Origin of the sequence: Arcicella aquatica, from assembly GCF_034928825.1 — a bacterium.
In the GTDB taxonomy this organism is placed as follows: domain Bacteria; phylum Bacteroidota; class Bacteroidia; order Cytophagales; family Spirosomataceae; genus Arcicella; species Arcicella aquatica.
In genome coordinates, this window is sequence record NZ_JAYFUL010000042.1 from 20,974 (window position 1) to 41,924 (window position 20,951).

The window sequence follows — 20,951 nt, forward strand, 5'->3', positions numbered from 1 at the left end:
TCACCAACTAATAGAAAAAATAAGTTGTTCAATACTTTATTTATCGTTTGTAATTCTTTTCATACCTACTAACCCATTCATCCACAGTCACCTTCGTAGCCAATTCGCCTATTAATTGATAGGGAATTTGGTCTACCTTTTTGAAGCGTATACAGCTTTTGCCCATATCTAGTTTTGCTTTAGTATATTTAGGATATTCAGCTACAAACCATTCATGCAAGGTAGGGTCTGAATAGACCATCATGTGATATACCGCCACAAAGTTTTTTTGTGAAGCAATATTCAGAAAGGGCAGAGGCAACGATGGGTCACAGTGGTAGCCATCAGGATAAAGCGAATGGGGGACTACATATCCAATCATGCCGTAGCTCATTACTTCGCTAAAACCCTCTGGTAAATTTTCAAGAATTACTTTTCGTAATGCGTTGATTGCTAGTTTTCTGTCTTCTGGTAACTGTTCAACGTATTCGTCGGGAGTTAATGCATTGCTTTGCATAGATAACCTAGTTTTGAGTCGTCATAAATATACAAAAAAAGAGGCTATTTGAAAACAAAAGCCTCTTAATCTTACTATAAAATTCTCTTCTGAAACTCCGTCAGATGGTCGTCCGTAAAATCTAAATGAGTTACAAACCTTACTTGGTGTTTGCCAAAAGTCGTAGCACGAATTCCTTTAGCATTTAGCTGTTGAACATAGTCAGCCGCTAAAATTTTATGGTTCAAATTCAGAATTACAATATTAGTATCTACTGGTAAAACGTTTTCCACCTCAGGTAACTTCGCCATTGTTTCACCAATTATGCTGGCACGAGCGTGGTCTTCTTTTAATCGATTAATATTATGGTCAAGGGCATAAATGCCAGCCGCTGCCAGATAACCAGCTTGTCGCCAACCACCACCCAAGCGTTTACGCACTCTTTTAGCTTTTTTGATAAAGGCTTTCGTTCCCAAAAGTACTGAGCCAATAGGTGTTCCTAGTCCTTTAGATAAGCAAACCGACATAGAATCGAATACTTTGCCATATTCTAGCGGACTTTCCTCTGTCTCTACCAAAGCATTAAATATCCTTGCACCATCTAGGTGTAAAGGAATATTATTGGCAACACAAAGTTGTTTTATCTCTTGAATATCAGTCAATTGATAATAAGCCCCTCCACCTTTGTTGACAGTATTTTCCAAAGAAACCAATGCTGAGATAGGATGATGGATATTATCAGGCTGAATTACTTCCTTGATTTGCCAAGCCTTCAACCGCCCCCTGTCGCCTTCAAGCAAATTCACAGACGCTAAAGAGTTGGCCGCGATGCCTCCACCTTCATATAAGTAAATATGCGAAAGGGCATCACAAATTACCTCGTCGCCTTGTTTCACATGAACGTTAATCGCTATTTGGTTGGTCATGGTACCCGAAGTACAAAACAAGGCTGCCTCATACCCAAACATATTAGCGGCTTTTTGTTCAAGGGCAATAACCGTTGGGTCGTCTTCAAAAACATCATCGCCGACCTCCGCAGTAAACATTGCCTCCAACATGGCAGGTGTAGGTTTCGTAAAAGTATCACTCCTTAATTCAATGGTCATGTTGTAAATAGTTTTTTGATGAAATAAGGGCAAAGATAGATATTGCGTAACTTAGTAGTGAAGGGTTTAATGGTTTTTATTACCGCAGTCGCTCGTTTCAAACGGGTGACTGCGGTAGCTATTTATGCCAATTTTGTAGGTTTTTTAACAACATAATTGGCATAAAAGCTGATAAAACAATCACCTTTACCAAAAGAGGGGATTTATAAATTAGCTTTTGTTATATCTTTCAAAACCAACATAGCATTGAATTATTCCAGAAATAATTGCTCCATAGAATATGAAGCCAATATTAGCGAATGTTCCTCCCAGTCCTAAAATAAGCCATATCGCTCCCCATATCATGTTTTTTATACCTACCTTTCTATTTTGTTTTGCTTGCCATTTTTCAATATTATCGACAATGGTGGTTGCTGTCTCTTCGTCAAGACCACGTTCTTTTAAAATATTAATAACTTCGTAAATAGACCTTTCTTCATTAATAATCAATTGCATTGCAATTTGCTTACAATCATAAATTAATTTTTTTTGTTCAAGTAGATTTCCTTCCATGACAGTTAATTTTGTAAATAATAGTTAGATGTTATAATGATTATAAACGTATAGTTTTTTTGATTTCGTAATAAGATATTGATACTGTATACTTCTCAGATTATTGTTTGGGCTTATCGTAATTATCCAATATTTCTTTTATTTCGTTGTCATTCAAAAGTGTTAGTTTTGCTTGACTTATTGCTTCATCAGCCGACATCATTGAACGAATTAAAATCAATTTATAGACCTCTTTTTTTTTGTCATGGTCAAGTTTGGATGGTCTTGTCGAAACAAAGTTCTCATAGGTACTTGCCATATTCAACCAAATCTCTATCTCATTGTCGGGGTTTAAGTCTCTTTTGAAATTTGATATCGTTTCTTCCAGCGTACTTGGGTTTACTTCTGAAAACGTAGTGAAAATTTTCTTGATTTTTGTCATTTGCTCAACACTCAATGTGTCGTGGACTTCGGGACCAATTACTAAGCTGTCGATATTTGCCATCTGAGTTTCTGATTTTTCGCTTGAATGGCATGAAAACGTTGTAAGACAGATAATTATCACAAAAATTAAAAGAAAAGGTTTTTTGGAGAAAGAAGGTGTTATCATACTTATCTGGTGTTTTACTTTTAATGTTGTTTGTGTATTTATAAAGCTATAGGGAATACAAAATAAATTTCTTCACAACCTACTACTTTCCGATATAATCCCCAAACCAAATCTTAATTTATTTTACAAAATTTATTATGCGTATTTTATCTTATGATAAAACAGTAGTGGTAACACTTGCGGTTAGCGTTTCCAACCCTTATTGAAACATTATTTATATCTAAACTATTTTTCTACATTTAGTAAGTCTTTTATTGAAGCTGTTTAAATTTTCGGTTTCTGAGGAGAAAGTATTGTATTTTTGAATTGATTTTTTCAAAATTTGCGAAGCATAGCATCGCTACGTTGAGTAAATTTTGGAACAAGCTATTCTAAAAGACTTAGTTTAACCCGAAATGGAAAATTTAAACAGTTTCATTAACATCACTTGATGAAAAAAGGCGTAAAGCTTACTAAATTGCTACAAAACTTCATTACATACACAACATCCATCATGAAATTAATTATTACCATACTCTTTACATGCTTTACCATTCAGGCATTCGCTCAAGCTGACAAAACTAATAATGCTAAACCGTTTATATTAGGCGTGATTGATGAGGTTTACTCAAAGGAGTTAGCAGAGAAAAGGATTTTAAATATTTACCTACCAGAAGGTTATAGCAAGAATGACACAGTTACCTATCCCGTTACTTACCTGCTAGATGGCTCGGCTGATGAAGATTTTATCCATGTAGCTGGAATATTTCAGTTCAATAATTTTGAATGGGTAAGCCGTGTTCCTAAATCTATAGTAGTGGGTATCGCCACGGTTGATAGGAGGAGGGATTTTACGTTTCCTACTACCATTGAAGCAGACAAAAAGAAAAATCCTACCTCTGGGCATTCCGATAAATTTATAGGATTTATTGAAAAAGAGCTACAACCCTTTATTCAAAAAAAATACAAAACCAATAACAATAAAACCATTATTGGACAATCGTTAGGGGGATTATTGGCGACTGAAATTTTGCTAAAACAGCCAACGCTTTTTAATAAGTATATTATTGTTAGTCCGAGTATTTGGTGGGATAATGGTTCGTTACTTACTGTGCCGTCCGCATTGTTGCAACCTACTTTTTTGCAGAAAACCGAAGTTTATATTGGTGTAGGCAAAGAGGGACTTACACCCACAGTACCACCACGTGTCATGGAAGTAGATGCCAATTTATTAGCCGAGAAAATTAAAAACACGAAAAGTAAAACAGTAAAGGTTTATCTAGACTATCTACCACTGGAAAATCATGCTACCATTGGTCATCAGGCAATGGTGAATGGCTTACAGTGGATTCATGGAGATGGGAAGCGATAACAAAATGATATTTTCTATTAGCGGGTGACTCAAGTCACCCGCTAATAGAAAACACTACGCCGAGCGAGGGATAAAGCAAAAATTATAAATATGTTTGACTAATATGGACAAAATATCAATAAACGAATTGAATGACTTTTACTTAGAGACGCTAGAGCATTGTGGAAGTTTTTTGCTTCAAGAGGATGATGAATGCATCAGCTATCATCTTTTTGAAGAATTTGACATAGGGGTTAATTCTTTTTTTGAGAAAGAAAGTGTTGAGAGACTATTTCAAGCGGGATTAATAAGCGAACTTAAAATGGGAAAAAGTATGATTTTAAGGGATTTTATTTTTGAAATACAGGAGTCTAATGAGTGGGATATTCATTATGTAAAAACATCTTCAAGATGGAAAGATATTCTTGAACGTGCAGATGAACTAAGAAATATATTTTAACGCTCTTGCTTGGCGTGTGTTTTCACTACGTCACAGTGTCGTGCAATGTTACATTGCCTCCTCAGATAAATTATTATCTTTCGCCGTTCCCTGCTAAGAAGGCCTGACACACCGACGTAGTGAAAAACACTATGCCGAGCTGAGGAATTGTAAATGTATTCTTCAATTATACAAAAAAGTACTATAAACCTTTAAATATAGCTATAATGAAAAAAACCTCGTTTGGCGTAGTGTTTTCACTACGTCACAGTGTCGGGCAATGTTACATTGCTTACTCAAATAAACTATCATCTTTCGTCGTTGCCTTCAAAGAAGGCATGATACTTCGACGTAGTGAAAAATACAACTCCGAGCTGAGGAATTGTAACTGCATTCTTTAATCATACAAAAAAGTACTATAAACCTTTAAATCTAACTTATCATGAAAAAAAAACTAACAGCTATTTATAGCTTTTTACTGCTACTCTTTTATAATAACCTAATCGGACAAAATATAGAAAAGTACAGAGATAAAGTAGATAATCTGTCTTTTACTTATTACGCATTGCAACCGCAATCAAAAGTTGTAGGAGTTCTTGTATTACTTCCTGGGTCTGGAGAAAACCCCAAAAGCATTTTTGAAAAGACAAATCTTCCTCAAATTATGGCGAACAATGGATATTTAATCTTAGCGCCTGAACTTCACAATTCATTATTCGCAGACCAAAGCACCATTAAGGAATTAGACAAAATATGCAAAACTCAGTGCGATAAATATAAGGTATTAAGCCTTATGATAGGTGGCTTTTCATCGGGAGGAGCTGTTGCTGTTGGATATGCTGAGTACCTAGTAAAATCAGATACTTCAAACATATTAAAAGGTGTTTTCACAATTGACCCACCTCTTGATTTAACACGGTTGTACGCCTCTGCACTAAGAAGAATAAATTATCAATGTAAAGGTTTAATCATGAAAGAAGGATACGCCATTAAAGGGATATTAGAAAATACTTTAGGAGGCTCGCCTGATTCCAAACCTGAACAGTATTTAATTCACTCTTCTTACTCAGCAAACGATAGTGAAGGAGGAAATGCAAAATATTTAAAAAGTATTCCAATAAGATTATACACCGAACCTGATTTAGACTTTGTCAGAAGAACTTATTGTACAGACTTACAGATTGATGACATTAATGCTTATGATTTAGAAAGCTTGTATAAATTTCTGTTGAAAATTGGCAATAAAAATGTGGAATATATCACTACGCGTGGGAGGGGTTTTCATAGTTGGAATATCGTTGATGCTCCTGATTGTGCTAATTGGATGATGAGTATAAGTAAATAGTCTAAGCAATATGTCAACTAAAATAGATAACCAAATAATATTTCTATTAGGGGGTGACTTAAGTCCTACTGATTACCCATAAGTATATAAATAACTGATAATCAAGGTATTTATCCCTAGCGAGGGACTTAAGTCCCTCGCTAGGGATAAGAGCTTCATGTAGTCAGGCTGTGACATGAGGCGACCAAAGCTCGGTTTGAAAGGCGATTTAAGCCTATTTAAACCAATTTTATCAATAACCACATTTCCATTTCAACTTTTTTAAAAGATGTGGGTAATCATTAGGACTTAAGTCACCCGCTAATAGAAAATATTTAGCCTTTATTGGTGTTTTTTTCCAACAACATAAGGCTAAAAATCCACCAGTCCTAAAGTCCCCAATATCCTATCAATTCTTAACCCTATTCTGTTCGCTTTCGGCACCGTTGGCGTTATGTTTGCGTAAATTAGAAATGGCTTTACCAAAACGATAATTAAACGACAATACAACCGTTCTGGTATCACTTAAATTCAAGTAATTGGCTTTGGTATTGGCTAAATTATTAATTTCTCCCGCATTTCTAAAGGTATAGAATAAATCGTTGCCTACTAAACTCAACGTGGCAGACGGCGAAAGTTTTTTGGTAACAGCCATGTTTACTCTCCCTCTTGAAGAAGCGATAAACTGTGCATTGGTTACCTTACTTTGGTAGCTTCCATCTAGCTGGGCTGTCCAGCCTTTTTGGAGTTTAAATTGTAATATAGGACGGATAAAATAGAACGTCCCCTGTGTATTGAGCGCACCTGTATAAAATGTACTATTAGTATGGATATTGGTGGCACGCACAAATAGGTGAAAGTTAAGCCATTTGGTTAAATCAAAGCTACCATCTACACTAATTCCCTTAACAGTAACAGTGCCTAAGTTCCCTGGTCGACTGTAATAAATACCATTGACAATCTCGATGGTCTCGTTTACATCGTCTTTGGTTTTATTGTAGCTTAAGGTAGTCGTGATGTTTTTCCAAGTATGGGTTAGTTCTAAATTATCGGTATAAGATGGTCTTAAAAACGGATTACCAGTATAATAAGTAAACTTATCTAAGGGCGACAAAAATGGGTTAAGGTCTTCATAATAAGGGCGGTCTATACGTCGTCCATAATCAAATCCTATTGTTTGATTGCCTGCTGTATCCAGCTTGTATTGTATATAAAAAGTAGGGAAGAGTCCATTATAATTACGTTTAAAAGTAGAATCAGGCTTTTGAATATTCCCCAGTTGATGTCCGTTAGAAACCGTATTTTCAAAACGTAACCCTAATTGCACAGCAAAGCGTTTCCAATCTTTACTAGCGTTTAGATACCCTGCATTAATCTGCTCTTTATAAATAAAATGGTTCGTTTTGTTATAATCTGGCGTTGTTACGTTATCAACTGTATAAAAATAATCGGCGATATTATCTGTTTCCGTAAAGCTCGATTTCAATCCTGTTTCTAACTTTACACCATTGCTTAGGGGATGAGTATAATCTGTTTTGGCTGACCAGATATTGATGTTAGAGGGCAAGTTACCCGTCAATAAATCGTGACTGCTTACGCTGTTATCAAGCAAGTAACCAGTATTATCAAACGACTGCTTACTACGAGTTTGATAGCGGAGGTAATCAAGGTCAGCGGTTAATTCTCTTCCTTTATCATTGTATTGGTGGCGATAATTAAAATTGATACCTCCATTTTTGAAGTTTCTATTTTCTTTATTCACTGCCACAATCGTAGAATCCAGGATGCCCGAAACATTAAACAAACGGCTTTTATTTAAGGTATTAACATCGCCTACGTTACTTAGTCCGTTAATCACCATCCCGAAAATGTCTTTTTTGCCTAAATAATAGTCAAATCCAAGCTTTACGTTATTGCTCGTTGAGATTCGGCGAATGAATGAGTTTTGAAGGAAATCGGAAGTAGGATGTCCATCCTCATCAAAGAAATGACGATTAATATCCAAATCACTAAAGCCATTGGCAACATTAAAACTAACATTGCCAAATACGTTAATGTTATTGTTGCGATACGTAAAATTAAGCCCATTGTTGGTTTTACTATATTTCCCTTGAATATAGCTAACGTTGATACCTCCGTTAAAACCTTTAGCCTTGTTCCGTTTTAGGCGAATATTAATTACGCCACCATTCCCTGCTGCATCGTATTTGGCAGGTGGGTTGCTCATAAGTTCTATCTGGTCGACGGTAGCAGACGACAGCGACCGCAGATAATTTTCTAAATCAGCCCCTGATAAATAAGTAGGTTTGTCGTCAATAAAAATCTTTACACCGCCTTTCCCTTTTAGGCTAATTACACCGTTTTGCTCTACCGTCACCCCCGGAGATTTCTCCAACACATCTAGTGCCGTAGAGCCAGCATTGCTAATTAGGGCATCAACGTTTATTACTGTGCGGTCAATTTTTTGTTCTACAAATTGCTTTTTAGTAGTAACTACTACTTCATTCAATTCTTTGCTAACAGGTTGCAATACAATCGTCACCACGGCATCGGGCTTCAATAATTCACTTTTGTATGAAGCAAAACCAATCATGGTAATATTAATGCGGTAATTGCCCTCCTTTAGTTTATCAAACAAAAAGCGTCCCTCTGCATCCGCGAGTGCCGTTTTTACCAAGATAGCATCTTGCATTAAATATACACTGGCACCTTCAAGGGGCTTTTGAGTGGCATCGCTTATTTTCCCGCTTATCGTTTGTGCTGTTAGCGAAATAGAGGCAATAAAAAGGCAGGCGACTAAAAAAGTCACGAATTTTAATTTCATAAGATTTAGTGTTAAAAATTATTAGTTTGTGTAAAAGAGATAAAAAAGCTCGTCACAGCATTATAGCACTTTTTAAGCGCAAGCCCTTCCTATTAGCGGGTGACTTAAGTCTTATTGATTACCCACATCTTTTAAAAAGTTGAAATGGAAATGTGGTTATTGATAAAATTGGTTTAAATGGGCTTAATTCGTCCTTCAAACCTCACCCCCAACCCCTCTCCTTCAGAGAGGGGAGCTCTAAGTGCCAAGGTCTGCTCCCCTTCTCTGAAGGAGAAGGGGCTGGGGGATGAGGTTGTTATACTTTGATTATCAATTAATTATATACTTGTGGGTAATCATTAGGACTTAAGTCACCCGCTAATAGAAAATGATGGTATCATGTTTACTTAAAAAAGGTTAACAAAGTAAGCGCTTAAAACTTCACTCTCTTTAAATCACCCACACATTATGATGATTATTTTGATTCCAAACGATTAAAACATTGCTGGTGGTGGTAGTAGTAACATAATTGCTATAGAGCGTCCAAGTGCCTTTTTTACCTTCAGTTTGGGGTGGTACAAACTTGTCTTTATAGCGTTTGAAAATCTCTTCTGGCTGACGAACCCCATTGACAATCAGCTCGGAATCACTGAGTTTAAAAGATGTGTTTTTATCATCAGCATTGATTAATTTATCTTTAATCAAATCATCCGTTACCGCTGCACCAATATCAGACTTCTTGTTATCATATTGGGTGGTATATGGCTTATATTCAGCCTTATATGGTTTGTAAGTCCCTAGCTTATTATTCAACGGAGCAAGAGTCTGCTGATTAGCAGACAAAGGTTTTAAAGATACCATCTTGCTTTGCTTTATCGAGTCTGCTAAAGCCATTTGCTTGTGTTTACTCAAGGTAGTTTCTGCTAACTCTTTTACCCCTTTCGGCACTAACGATGTGCTATATACTTTTTCCTTTGCTTGGTGAACAACTGGCTTTGATGAGGTAGTAGTTTGTTCAGTTGTAGTTGTTACTGTTACAGCCTGACTGAATGCTACTTTCGTTTCTACAGCCAAATGTGCTATTTCTTTAGCATTGGTAAAGGCAGCAGTTAATAACCCCGTAGTTAACAAAGCAACAAATAGGATTGACTTTTCTCTGAAATTAAGCGATTGATTATTCCCTGATGCCATGCGTTTTACCCGATCCATCAACTGACTACGTTTTCCGGGGAAAGCCATTGCATAGGCTGGCGCTTCTAATTGATATTCTTGGCAAGATACCAAGGCACGGATATAATCTACCTTACTGCTGGTTTGTGCCAAGGCAATATCATCGCAACAATTCTCTCTTTCTGCCCGAATTGCCGAAGATAACCATAGCACCGCAGGATTGAAAAAAAAGAAAATCTCAAGCAAGTTCTGTAACAAATTCACAAGGTAATCTCTACGCCTAATATGTGCCAATTCATGCACCAATATTGCTTCTATTTCTGCGGGTGTTAAAGTAGCCATCAACCCCACAGGCACTAGGATAAGGGGTTTTAGGTGACCAATTACCATCGGTACTTTGGTTAAGCTAGATTCAGCAATGCCCACCATTTGGTTGATGCCTAGGCAATTGGCTAAGGTAGCTACACGTTTTGCCCAAACTTCATCAACAGCAAAAAGGTTATTACGGCGTAAATGGTAAAGCTCATGTAATCCACTCGCTAGTTGAAGGCAACGCATCAGTACAATCAGAAACCAAATAAGTACTATCGTTTGGGTATGCGACCCAATGTAAAACTGAATCGTTTGGAATACATCACTGCCAGTGGTTGATTGTTGAGTACTTGTATTGATTCCTTGTGCGAGAGGCACTGCCAATTGCTTGAGTGTATGACTAAGGGTATTACTGCCCAATTCATAACAAAAAGTAATAAGAATAACCGATACAAACAATAACATATTGGCTACTAATAAGTTATAACGTGCAGTAGCGCTGTATTTTCGTGTAAACACAATAATGAGGGCTGTAAATATTGCTAGTATTACCCCTTCCCAAAGCGAGTTTATCAGCGTATTCCCTAAAGCGACAGTGAAATTTTCCATGTTACTCCTCTAGTTTTTTGATGATGTCTTTAATCTCCTGTAGCTCTTGTTGCGAATTCTTTTTGTTACCAAGTAGCTGTAAAACCAGTTTACTTGCCGAACCTTTATACATCGAATCCACAAATTTTTCTAGTAAGTACGATTTGGTTTTTTGTTCCTCCTCGGCCACTCGGTAAATATGTTTCATCTGACTTTCATCTCTGATAAGCATTCCCTTTTCCGCCATCAGTTGCATAAATTTTAGGGTTGTCGCATAGTTTACGTCTTTCTGTTTTACCAGTTCGTCGTTAACTGCCCGTACAGTTGCAGGACCAATTTCCCAGAGTACTTGCAGTATTTCTAGTTCAGATTTGGTAGGCTCTACCAGCTTATGTTCTTCTTTTTTATTCATGACAAAACAAAGGTAGAAATTTTTTCCTACCGTGCAAGAAAAAGGTAGGATTTTTTTTCTACCTTTTTCTTGGAGAGGTTTAATCTCATGCTGATTCCTGTATCAGTAACGTTTCGGAGGGAGTAGAAAGTAACCTTTTTTCTATTAGCGAGTGACTTAAGTCCTACTGATTACCCACATATCCATAAGTAATTGATAGTCATATTTTTATCACTAGCGAGGGACTTAAGTCCTACTGATTACCCACATCTTTTAAAAAGTTGAAATAGAAATGTTATTATTGATCAAATTAGCTTAAATGCACATAAATAGTCTTTAAAACCAAGCGTTGAAGCCCTTATCTCTAGCGAGGGACTTAAGTCCCTCGCTAGTGATAAAAATTCACGTAGTCAGGCTATGACAAGAGACGACCAAAGCTCGGTTTGAAGGACGATTTAAGCCCATTTGAACCCATTTTATCAATAATCACATCCTTATTTTAACTTTTTAAAAGATGTGGGTAATCATTAGGACTTAAGTCACCCGCTAATAGAAAGGGACTTAACCCTCGTGCAGTCACTCGTATCTTACGAGTGACGACTATTATCAGCCCTCTGGGCTGGTGGGCAATAACTCAATTATTATCGATATTTAAAAGCCTATCTCTGTTTCGTGTAATATAATATTACGTTAAGTATGCGTAGTGTTAGCGTTTTATACAATTTTGCTTGCATATTCTACATATATGTAGTAATTTTTATTGTAAATCTTGCGTTGTGATAGATAGTTAACACTATTAGATAATAGTATTTTTAATATGCGTTGTATGCATAATACACTTAGATTCTTTAAAATTAAGCTTATATTATGATTAGTAAACAAGATTTGATTAACCTTTATACAGAGCGAATTGAGGATGCACAAGTACTGTATGATGGTGGCAGATTTAATGGTTCTTATTATTTATGTGGTTATGCAGTAGAAATTGCATTAAAACATAGTATATGTAATGTCTTGAATTGGTCTGGTTTTCCTAATACTGGAAAAGAATTTGAGTCTAAGAAAAGCTTAAAAACCCATTCACTGGATGATTTGCTAGCGTTTACTGGAAAGGAAATCTTAATTAAAAGTAGTCACATGGCAGATTGGTCTACTGTTAATAACTGGAATCCAGAAAGTCGTTATAACAACACCATTATTGATGCTAAAACAGCACAAGGGATGATTGATAGTACAAAAAGATTAATACAAATGTTATGAAGAATCTTATTGAAAAATTTTCAAAAATTGAACAGGAAATCTCTAAAGAAAAAGGAGACTTTGAATTCTTTGCTTTATTCCTAAGAGAGGATGCAATAGATAAATGGGATATAGTGGTAGCGGCTGATTGGATTAAGCATAACAAGTGGGAAGTTATGCAATATGTGGCAGGATACGTTCAGAGAAGTTTAGATGTAACAGAGATAGTGAATATTTCAAAAATTGTAATTATTGATGAAGATAATCCTGAACTTCCTATGATTCAGAACACATTTCATATTGAGCATGGTGCTATAGAAATAAAAGATTATACGTTTTTTGGATTATCTATCAAGCATGCTTTTATCATAACCTCTGCAAGCCAAAAACAATTAGCGTAATATTATTAGAGCTCATGCAGTCCTCGTATCTTACGAGTGACGACTATTATCAGCCCTCTGGGCTAGTTGGGAACAAGCGCATAAATTAATCCTTGGAGTTTGAATAATAAAAAGGCAATCGTTTTATCCAAATAGGACTTTTAAGGAAAGCTTTTTTATGAGGTATTTTATATTGAGTTAAGGGGTGTCCATTACATTTACCTTTTAATGTTCCATTGGTTATATTAACGGCTTTAATTGTTAACATTGAAGTAGAATCAAGACAATAATACACATTAGTAGTAAAAACCCTATTTTTAAGAACAAGTATTTTTTTCTTCAAATCAATAGCCCAAGTACCAGATTCATAAAATTTCTCTGTTTCTGTTTCATAACACTCGTTTGAAATAAAGTATTTGCCATTGTTATGAAATGTGATAATGTCTGGACATTCAATGTCATAATCAAGCCAATTACCTATTAATGGACTGTTTTTTTGAGCATGTATATACTGACTAAAAGCCAGTAAAATGATTATTTGAAAGATGAGTTTCATTGTATAAGTATAGTTTTGAATTGTTGCTAGTCCGCATCTAAGATGCTGGACTGAAGTAACAGTAGTTTTATAAACCACAATGAGTAAAGTAGAAAAAATTGAACTATTCCCAACTTTGCCCAGAGGGCTGACAATATTCGTCACTCGTAAAATACGAGCGACTGCCTGAGAGGTAAAATATAAAATCACTCAATCACTAACTCGCTAATTAACTAATTAAAAAAATAGCCTCAGATTGCTCCGAGGCTATTTATATATTATTTTATCAGCGATATTACGCTAAAAAATTACCGCTAGTAATTTCTGCTAAACCATCCGTCGGGCGATTGTATAGGTATGAATAAGATTCATAATCTTTACCATCAATGCTTACTGAAATAGATTTTCTAACGAATACACTTTCAGCGATGTTTTCTGGATAAAACTCTTCGTATTCATCCAAGATTCTGATTAATCTTATCGAATTCGATAGTTTGTATAATTCACCCACTACTTTGCTACTTTCATCTTCAGATGGTACAATACCCGGATACTCGCCGATATTATACATTTTTCCTTGATAAGTAGCCATGCCGATAAATTCAGAATTACGCGTGATTAGCTTGTGTAATTCATTACCGAAGTCTTTTCTAAGGGTTCCATATACAAACAAGAATTCCTCTTTATCAGGCTCTGGTAATGTAGCTTCTTCAACTGCCAATACTAAATCCTCTTGTTCTACTACAGTTCCTTCGTTCAATACTACTTTTGAAACGATACCTTCAAATGGAGACGAAACGATAGATTCCATTTTCATGGCCTCGATAACATACAACGGAGCATTTTTCTTCACTTCGTCGCCTGGTTTTACCAATATTCTGCTCAAACGACCTTGCAATGGCGCACCTATATCACCTTTACTAGTAGCCTTGATGTGCTGTGGACGTACTACTTTGATATTCTTGTCTAGCACCTTAATTCTACGAGCTTGTCCGTTCAATTCAAACGTAACAGCACGAAGTCCAGATTCATCTGGTTCAGATTGGTACAAGTATTTTACAATGATGGTTTTCCCTTCATCGATGTTAATCAAAATCTCTTCGTCAGGTTTTAAACCATACAAGAATGCAGGCGTTGGTATCAACGATACTTCACCATAAATTTGCTGTGCTTTATAGTAGTCTTCATATACTTTCGGATACATTTTGTATGAAAGATAATCCAATTCTATTTGCTCGCTTTCAGGGAATTTAGCCTTGAAATCTTCCATATCCTTACCGAAGTCGATAGGAGGGATGGTATCATTCGGACGAGAAGTCAATGGTACTTCGCCTTTTAAGATAATCTCCTGTAATTGTTTCGGGAAGCCTAAATAAGGCTGACCTAACCCACCTTTGAAGAAATCTTTGACAGACTCAGGGAAAGAAAGCGTTGCACCTTTAGCATATACGTCTTCAGCAGTTAATGAATTGGCTGTCATAAAGATAGCCATATCGCCTACTACTTTTGATGAAGGCGTTACTTTTACAATATCACCAAACAATTTGTTGGCTTCAATATAATTGCTCTTCATCAATTCAAACTTATCGCCCACACCCAGCGCAATGGCCTGACCACGCAAGTTGGTGTACTGTCCACCTGGAATCTCATTGTCATAAACCTCCGCAGTACCTGCTTTTAGTTCAGACTCAAATGGATAGTATAGCTGACGAATATCTTCCCAATAATTAGAATATTGGTTCAATAAAGGCAAGTTGATTGGGCATTCACGCTCGTTGCCCTGCATCATCGCCACGATAGAGTTGAAGTTCGGTTGTGCCGTTAAGCCCGACATTGAACCTAAAGAACAGTCAACAATATCCACACCTGCTTCAATGGCTTTTAAATAAGTAGCCGCCTGAATTGATGCAGTATCGTGTGTGTGTAAATGAACTGGAATCGAAAGGGCTTTCTTTAATTCCGTTACCAATAGCTGTGCTTGGTAAGGTCTTAACAAACCAGCCATGTCTTTAATCGCCAAGATATGCGCACCTTCGTCTTCTAACTGACGAGCCATATCTAGGTAATACTGTAATGAATATTTTTCGTTGGTAAATACATCGCCTGTATAACAGATAGACGCTTCGGCAATGGCATTAGTACGCTCGCGAACGGCTTTGATAGAAACCTTCATGGCCTCTACCCAGTTCAGTGAGTCGAAAATACGGAAGACATCAATACCCGTTGCAGCAGATTTTTCTACGAATTTCTCAATCAAATTATCTGGATATGCAGAGTACCCTACTGCATTTGAACCACGGAAAAGCATTTGCAAAAGCATATTCGGCATAGCTTCGCGGAACTCTTCAAGACGTTTCCAAGGAGATTCGTTCAAGAAACGCATCGCAACATCGAAAGTAGCTCCACCCCAAACTTCCATTGAAAACAATTGAGGGAAGCTTTTAGCATAGCTTTCTGCCACCGCTACCATATCTTTGGTACGTACACGGGTCGCTAATAACGATTGGTGACCGTCTCTGAAAGTAGTATCGGTATATAAAATCTGCTTTTGTTCTTTGATATACTGGCTGAATTTGTCAGCACCCATCGAATCCAACAATTGCTTGTTGCCTGCTGGGTATTCAGAGAAAGGATTGAACGATGGTACTACTGGCGTACGGAAAGTACGTTCGTTTTTAACTTTTACATCTGGATTACCATTTACTACTACATCACCAAGGTAACGCAATACTTTCGTTGAGCGGTCTCTTGAAGTCTTAAAGTCAAATAATTCAGGATGCGAGTCGATAAACTGTACTACGCATTTTCCTTTTTGGAAAACAGGGTGCGTAATTACGTTTTTAAGGAATGGAATATTGGTCTTTACCCCACGGATACGGAACTCAGTCAAAGCACGAGAAAGACGTTCTGACGCTCCTTTTAGGGTTCTACCACGGGCAGATACTTTCACCAACATCGAGTCGAAGTAAGGTGAAATTTTTACCCCTGGATACGACGACCCTTCATCCAAACGAATACCAAAACCTGCCGCATTACGGTAAGCGATAATCGTCCCGAAGTCTGGTTTGAAACCATTAGCAGGGTCTTCCGTAGTGATACGACATTGAATAGCATAACCATTCAACGGAATATCTTCTTGTTTCAAGATAAAGATATTGCTATCTGAAAGCTTGTAGTTTTGGGCAATCAAGATTTGCGTTCTTACGATATCAATCCCCGTTACTTCTTCTGTAATAGTATGCTCTACCTGAATACGTGGGTTCACTTCGATAAAGAATATGTTTTCGTCTTTATCCACCAAGAATTCTACGGTACCAGCATTATAATAGTTGACGGCTTTACCGATCGATAAAGCATATTGGTATAATTTCTGACGAGTTTCTTCTTTCAAACCAAAAGAAGGGGCTACTTCAACCACCTTTTGGAAACGACGTTGAACCGAACAATCACGTTCGTAAAGGTGAACAAGGTTTCCGTGTTGGTCGCCCAACAATTGTACTTCAATGTGTTTTGGTTGGTCGATAAATTTTTCGATAAAAATAGTATCGTCACCAAATGCATTTTTTGCTTCGTTTTTTGCTTCGCTGAATGCTTTTTCTAAAGATTCTTCTTCACGTACTACACGCATTCCTCGTCCGCCACCACCAGCAGCCGCTTTTACCATTACGGGGAATCCAATTTTACGTGCTTCCGAAAGGGCGATATCATAATTGATTAAATCCTCCTTCGAATCTTCAATCATCGGCACCTGCGCTTTCTTGGCAGCCACTTTAGCAGCTACTTTGTCACCAAGGGCATCCATGGCTTCGGGCGAGGGACCAATAAATTTGATACCTTCTTCACGGCAACGACGTGCCAGCGTAACGTTTTCAGAAAGAAAGCCATATCCCGGGTGAATTGCGTCCACATTCTTTTCCTTACAAAGCTGAATGATTCCCTCAATATCCAAATAAGGCTTTAATGGTTCGTCATCTTTCCCGATTTGATAAGCCTCGTCGGCTTTGTATCGGTGAAGAGAATAACGGTCTTCGAACGTATAAACGGCAACGGTGCGAATACCTAGTTCAGAGGCAGCACGCATAATACGGATAGCTATCTCACCACGATTGGCTACCAAGAGACTGTTGATTTTTTGGACGTAAGGCTGAGCCATATTTCAGAGATTGGTTGTCGGTTACTGGTAATTGCTTAATTGAATCGTCACTGTCTTGTAGAAATCATAACTTATTGATAATTATTAAGAAATTATAATCTACGAAACAAAAACATATTAAATCATACAAAAATCAAAAATAAATTGGGTATTTTCTTACATATGCACAAGAAAATTTGGCGTATATTAGAAAGTTACAATTTTGTTGCGTTTAGGTACTATTTTGAAAAAGACTCGCCAATAATATTCTTTTAAAATAAACATGATAAAAGTCATTTTCTGATAAAATAGTTGCCATCTACTGCTTTTTTGGCTACAGATACCTTTATCATAAAATTATAGTTAACCTTTTAAAAAAATAATTATGTTTGTTAAATATTTTGGAAAAACTATAATTTTTTGTTGATGAAATTAGACGCCGCCAAAAAAAGGATTCAGTATGTTGATACACTTAGGGGTTTTGCCTTGTTGGGTATGTTACTAACGCATACTCGTACTTGGTTTGTATTGAGTATTATTCCAGAAACAGTCATGCAAAAATACAACCACGACACCGCTAGTATATTGGTGGGTATGTTTAACAGTTTTTTTATTGTCGGAAAATTCTATACTATCTTCTCGTTTTTGTTTGGAGTAAGTTTTGGTATTCAGTTATCAGAGAAAGTGTTAGCTGATAATAAATTTATACCAATGTTTGTTTGGCGATTAGTGTTATTATTTATCATTGGTTTGATTCATCATCTTCATTGGAACGGCGATGTACTGGGCGTTTATGCCTTTCTGGGTTTGTTCCTGATTTTGTTCCGTAAAGCCACTAACAGGTATCTAATAATAGGAGGGTTGTTTTTAAGCCTAATTTTGCCAAGCTTTATTCATGAGCTAGCACCCTTGTTTGAGGATGAACCCAAAAGCATAATGGGCAACAACACGATGCTTGGTAATGTACATATCAATGATGATTATCTAAAAAGCTTTGAAACCTTGAAGCGTGGAAGCTATACCGAAATAATCTTACAAAATGCTAATGGGCTGAAAAGTAAACTAGACTATCAATGGAATACCAGTAGGGTATTTGTCACTTTCGGTTTGATGTTATTTGGCTTTTTAGTAGGTAGAGGAGGCTATTTAAAAAACCTTTTATCATTTAGACCTTATGCTACCAAGATAATGTTTGGAGCTATGCTGATGGTAGGCGTATGTTATTGGCTATTGAAAACAATGAGTTTTGAACAAAGCGTAGAAGGATGGAATGTTATCCCTACTATTGTCCACAACTTTTTGATGTTACTAAAAGCCCTCTTAACTACGATTGTCTATATTTCTGCTTTATTTTATCTATTGAATTTAAAACAAATGGAATTTGTAGCAGATTCGTTGGCAATAGTAGGCAAAATGGCGATGACCAATTATCTGATGCAGAGTTTGATAGGCGTTTTACTTTTCTATAGTATTGGCTTAGGTTGGGCTGGTGACATTAGCCCAGCGTGGTGCTACTTGATAGCGATACTTGTTTTTGTTTTCCAAGTAATGTACAGCAAATGGTGGCTAAGTAAATACAATTATGGCCCCATGGAATGGCTATGGCGTTCGGCTACCTATATGAGTTGGCAAACATTACGAATTTCATCACCAAAAAATATTACTAAATCAGTAGTAGCTAAATAATAATATTCACTAATACACCATATTTAGCCTGTAGCTGTTTCTGTTTCAGAAAAAGTTGCAGGCTATTGATTTATGTCCGTTTTCTAACGTATGGATATAAGGGTTTGCTATGAAAATACTTTTCTGAAAGAAAAAAAGGCTCACCGTATTGAAAAAGGGTTAAGTGCCATATTTTTAAAAAATGAAATTTTTGTACTCAATAACAATACACAACTATTAAAAACTTTGTTTAAACTTTGTGCGTGCTTTTAAAATATACTGAATAACTTGCTGTTGGTATTAGGTTAATGCTGAACTACTACCTACATAGTTTTCGGTTTTAATTAATCCTTTGTTTAGGTTTAGATATTCTTCTCAATTTATTTAATAATTGCTCGTTTTAGGACTTAAAACGCTGTATTTCTGTGTGTTTTAACATCCCGAATAGCATGACTATACCAACCAGATAATGTATGGAGTAATTACGCTATGCTGAATATACTGAATTACAAATTGCTATACTTTTAAATATTTGCTAACACACACACAATAAAGAGAGAATGAAACAAAGAATTTTATTGATTGATGCCCTCAGAGGATTCGCTCTGTTGGGGATTATTCTTACGCACATTAGTGGCTGGTTTTATGGAGGCACGTTGTCCACGGAAGTTTTAGAAAAATACCAGTCAGATTTTGCTAGTAACATGGTTTTTTATTTCGATACTTTTTTTGTTGCTCGTAAATTTTACGCCATTTTCTCTTTCCTTTTTGGGGTAGGCTTTGCCTTACAATTCGTGCATAAAAAAGATTCCGACGTTTACTTTATTCCCCGATTTATGTGGCGTTTGGTTATTTTGCTTTGTATTGGTTTTGTACATCATATCCATTGGAAAGGAGACATCCTTGCGATTTATGCCATCCTCGGTTTTTTTATGATGTTGTTTAGAAATGCTTCTGACAAAGTTTTATGGATTGTCATTTTGTTTTTTATCTTGAATGTGCCTGTATTATTGAGGGAAATCGTGATATTTAACCGTACACCCGTAAATTCTATGGTTGCATTAAAACAAAAAGTAAAAAGCCATAACTCAGACCACCTCACCCAAAGCTACAATACTTTGAAAACAGGAACCTATACTGAAGTAATCATCCAGAATTTTAAAAGTCTGAAACTTACCGCTTATTATCAATTATATTCAGGTAGGATATTTATCACATTTGGGTTTTTCTTATTAGGTCTTTGGGTTGGTAAGAAAAAGGTATTCGAGCATTTGAAAGAAAATAAAAGTTTGATAAGGAATATCATGTGGGTTTCTATCACCATCAATTTATTTTTGCTCAGTATCATCGCCATCGTGAATGCTCCCGAAGTAGTGCATAAGATGCCTAGTTGGTTTGTTATTGTAGAGAAATTTATGTTTTCGTATCAGGCACTATCTATGACTATTTTTTATATAACGGCATGCTCGTTATGGCTAGAAAAAACGTATATGGATATCGTCTTAGTCAACCTATCTGCCATTGGTAAAACGTCTCTTACTAATTATCTACTACAAAGTACCTTTGGCATATTATTATTTTACGGTATAGGCTTTGGCTTGGCAGGTGAATGTAGTCCAGCGTGGTGCTATGTCATTGGTATCGGGATTTTTCTAATACAAATCATCTGTAGCCGACTTTGGCTGAGTAGGTTCAAATACGGCCCCGCCGAATGGCTTTGGCGTTCAGGTACTTACTTTAAGTGGCAGTAGCGTTGTGATTGAGTGATTTAGTGAGTTGTGAGTTAGTGATTGAGTGAGTTAGTGAGTTGTGATTTAGTGAATGGTGATTTAGTGATTATATATTATATGCCCTACCTACCTCCGTGGCTGGTCTCCTGACCAGTCCACACTACCTCCGTGGCTGGTCGGGAGACCAGCCA

Annotated in this window: 16 protein-coding genes; 7 read left to right on the forward strand and 9 right to left on the reverse strand. The window is 36.6% G+C overall.

The genetic code is table 11. From position 1 onward, the window contains the following. Nucleotides 1-40: 40 nt before the first annotated feature. From VB264_RS19560 to VB264_RS19575, 4 genes are all read right to left on the reverse strand, one after another. Nucleotides 41-496 (reverse strand): DUF1801 domain-containing protein, encoded by a 456-nt coding sequence (locus VB264_RS19560; protein WP_323252119.1) that lies wholly within the window; start codon nucleotides 494-496, stop codon nucleotides 41-43. A 74-nt stretch (nucleotides 497-570) separates the two neighbouring features. After that, nucleotides 571-1,581, reverse strand: a complete 1,011-nt coding sequence (locus VB264_RS19565; protein ID WP_323252121.1) for a threonine aldolase family protein — start codon at nucleotides 1,579-1,581, stop codon at nucleotides 571-573. Nucleotides 1,582-1,791: 210 nt separating this feature from the next. Next, nucleotides 1,792-2,133 (reverse strand): hypothetical protein, encoded by a 342-nt coding sequence (locus VB264_RS19570; protein WP_309923494.1) that lies wholly within the window; start codon nucleotides 2,131-2,133, stop codon nucleotides 1,792-1,794. A 100-nt stretch (nucleotides 2,134-2,233) separates the two neighbouring features. After that, nucleotides 2,234-2,617: a hypothetical protein gene (locus VB264_RS19575; RefSeq protein WP_309923496.1), complete on the reverse strand. Its 384-nt coding sequence runs from the start codon at nucleotides 2,615-2,617 to the stop codon at nucleotides 2,234-2,236. A gap of 598 nt (nucleotides 2,618-3,215) precedes the next feature. Between VB264_RS19575 and VB264_RS19580 the strand changes: the two genes are divergently transcribed. The 3 genes from VB264_RS19580 (at nucleotide 3,216) to VB264_RS19590 (ending at nucleotide 5,836) form a co-directional block, all read left to right on the forward strand. Continuing rightward, complete coding sequence (locus VB264_RS19580) at nucleotides 3,216-4,073, forward strand: alpha/beta hydrolase (RefSeq protein ID WP_323252123.1); 858 nt, start codon at nucleotides 3,216-3,218, stop codon at nucleotides 4,071-4,073. 103 nt (nucleotides 4,074-4,176) lie between these two features. Beyond that, on the forward strand, nucleotides 4,177-4,512 hold the full coding sequence (locus VB264_RS19585) for a hypothetical protein (RefSeq protein ID WP_323252125.1): 336 nt from the start codon (nucleotides 4,177-4,179) through the stop codon (nucleotides 4,510-4,512). A 421-nt stretch (nucleotides 4,513-4,933) separates the two neighbouring features. Next, nucleotides 4,934-5,836 (forward strand): hypothetical protein, encoded by a 903-nt coding sequence (locus tag VB264_RS19590; protein WP_323252127.1) that lies wholly within the window; start codon nucleotides 4,934-4,936, stop codon nucleotides 5,834-5,836. A gap of 388 nt (nucleotides 5,837-6,224) precedes the next feature. On the opposite strand, the gene VB264_RS19595 is transcribed toward VB264_RS19590, so the two are convergent. The 3 genes from VB264_RS19595 to VB264_RS19605 form a co-directional block, all read right to left on the reverse strand. Beyond that, a complete protein-coding gene (locus tag VB264_RS19595) occupies nucleotides 6,225-8,639 on the reverse strand; it encodes an outer membrane beta-barrel family protein (RefSeq protein ID WP_323252129.1) in 2,415 nt (804 codons plus the stop codon). A gap of 429 nt (nucleotides 8,640-9,068) precedes the next feature. After that, nucleotides 9,069-10,709 carry a M56 family metallopeptidase gene (locus VB264_RS19600; RefSeq protein ID WP_323252132.1) on the reverse strand — a complete coding sequence of 547 codons (1,641 nt, stop codon included), beginning with the start codon at nucleotides 10,707-10,709 and terminating at the stop codon, nucleotides 9,069-9,071. 1 nt (nucleotide 10,710) lies between these two features. Continuing rightward, on the reverse strand, nucleotides 10,711-11,100 hold the full coding sequence (locus VB264_RS19605) for a BlaI/MecI/CopY family transcriptional regulator (protein ID WP_309923508.1): 390 nt from the start codon (nucleotides 11,098-11,100) through the stop codon (nucleotides 10,711-10,713). Nucleotides 11,101-11,946: 846 nt separating this feature from the next. On the opposite strand from VB264_RS19605, the gene VB264_RS19610 reads away from it, so the two are divergent. Together VB264_RS19610 and VB264_RS19615 are read left to right on the forward strand one after the other, a co-directional pair. After that, entirely contained in the window at nucleotides 11,947-12,339 is a 393-nt protein-coding gene (locus tag VB264_RS19610; RefSeq protein WP_309923518.1) for a HEPN domain-containing protein, read from the forward strand. Beyond that, nucleotides 12,336-12,719: a hypothetical protein gene (locus VB264_RS19615; RefSeq protein WP_323252136.1), complete on the forward strand. Its 384-nt coding sequence runs from the start codon at nucleotides 12,336-12,338 to the stop codon at nucleotides 12,717-12,719. The genes VB264_RS19610 and VB264_RS19615 overlap by 4 nt, the downstream gene beginning before the upstream one ends. A gap of 85 nt (nucleotides 12,720-12,804) precedes the next feature. Here the strand turns inward: VB264_RS19615 and VB264_RS19620 are convergent, their stop codons facing one another. Together VB264_RS19620 and VB264_RS19625 are read right to left on the reverse strand one after the other, a co-directional pair. Then, on the reverse strand, nucleotides 12,805-13,254 hold the full coding sequence (locus tag VB264_RS19620; RefSeq protein WP_323252138.1) for a copper resistance protein NlpE N-terminal domain-containing protein: 450 nt from the start codon (nucleotides 13,252-13,254) through the stop codon (nucleotides 12,805-12,807). Nucleotides 13,255-13,528: 274 nt separating this feature from the next. Further along, nucleotides 13,529-17,386: a pyruvate carboxylase gene (locus VB264_RS19625; RefSeq protein WP_323252140.1), complete on the reverse strand. Its 3,858-nt coding sequence runs from the start codon at nucleotides 17,384-17,386 to the stop codon at nucleotides 13,529-13,531. Nucleotides 17,387-17,791: 405 nt separating this feature from the next. Here VB264_RS19625 and VB264_RS19630 point away from each other — a divergent pair, with 405 nt between their 5' ends. Both VB264_RS19630 and VB264_RS19635 read left to right on the forward strand, forming a co-directional pair. Next, nucleotides 17,792-19,051, forward strand: a complete 1,260-nt coding sequence (locus tag VB264_RS19630) for a DUF418 domain-containing protein (protein ID WP_323252142.1) — start codon at nucleotides 17,792-17,794, stop codon at nucleotides 19,049-19,051. Between the two features lie 539 nt (nucleotides 19,052-19,590). After that, nucleotides 19,591-20,781 carry a DUF418 domain-containing protein gene (locus tag VB264_RS19635; protein ID WP_323252144.1) on the forward strand — a complete coding sequence of 397 codons (1,191 nt, stop codon included), beginning with the start codon at nucleotides 19,591-19,593 and terminating at the stop codon, nucleotides 20,779-20,781. Nucleotides 20,782-20,951 lie beyond the last annotated feature (170 nt).

Bases quoted from the DNA above. Each gene is read 5' to 3' on its own strand.
- VB264_RS19560 (WP_323252119.1), bottom strand. From the start codon at position 496: ATGCAAAGCAATGCATTAACTCCCGACGAATACGTTGAACAGTTACCA.
- VB264_RS19565 (WP_323252121.1), bottom strand. From the start codon at position 1,581: ATGACCATTGAATTAAGGAGTGATACTTTTACGAAACCTACACCTGCC.
- VB264_RS19570 (WP_309923494.1), bottom strand. From the start codon at position 2,133: ATGGAAGGAAATCTACTTGAACAAAAAAAATTAATTTATGATTGTAAG.
- VB264_RS19575 (WP_309923496.1), bottom strand. From the start codon at position 2,617: ATGGCAAATATCGACAGCTTAGTAATTGGTCCCGAAGTCCACGACACA.
- VB264_RS19580 (WP_323252123.1), top strand. From the start codon at position 3,216: ATGAAATTAATTATTACCATACTCTTTACATGCTTTACCATTCAGGCA.
- VB264_RS19585 (WP_323252125.1), top strand. From the start codon at position 4,177: ATGGACAAAATATCAATAAACGAATTGAATGACTTTTACTTAGAGACG.
- VB264_RS19590 (WP_323252127.1), top strand. From the start codon at position 4,934: ATGAAAAAAAAACTAACAGCTATTTATAGCTTTTTACTGCTACTCTTT.
- VB264_RS19595 (WP_323252129.1), bottom strand. From the start codon at position 8,639: ATGAAATTAAAATTCGTGACTTTTTTAGTCGCCTGCCTTTTTATTGCC.
- VB264_RS19600 (WP_323252132.1), bottom strand. From the start codon at position 10,709: ATGGAAAATTTCACTGTCGCTTTAGGGAATACGCTGATAAACTCGCTT.
- VB264_RS19605 (WP_309923508.1), bottom strand. From the start codon at position 11,100: ATGAATAAAAAAGAAGAACATAAGCTGGTAGAGCCTACCAAATCTGAA.
- VB264_RS19610 (WP_309923518.1), top strand. From the start codon at position 11,947: ATGATTAGTAAACAAGATTTGATTAACCTTTATACAGAGCGAATTGAG.
- VB264_RS19615 (WP_323252136.1), top strand. From the start codon at position 12,336: ATGAAGAATCTTATTGAAAAATTTTCAAAAATTGAACAGGAAATCTCT.
- VB264_RS19620 (WP_323252138.1), bottom strand. From the start codon at position 13,254: ATGAAACTCATCTTTCAAATAATCATTTTACTGGCTTTTAGTCAGTAT.
- VB264_RS19625 (WP_323252140.1), bottom strand. From the start codon at position 17,386: ATGGCTCAGCCTTACGTCCAAAAAATCAACAGTCTCTTGGTAGCCAAT.
- VB264_RS19630 (WP_323252142.1), top strand. From the start codon at position 17,792: ATGAAATTAGACGCCGCCAAAAAAAGGATTCAGTATGTTGATACACTT.
- VB264_RS19635 (WP_323252144.1), top strand. From the start codon at position 19,591: ATGAAACAAAGAATTTTATTGATTGATGCCCTCAGAGGATTCGCTCTG.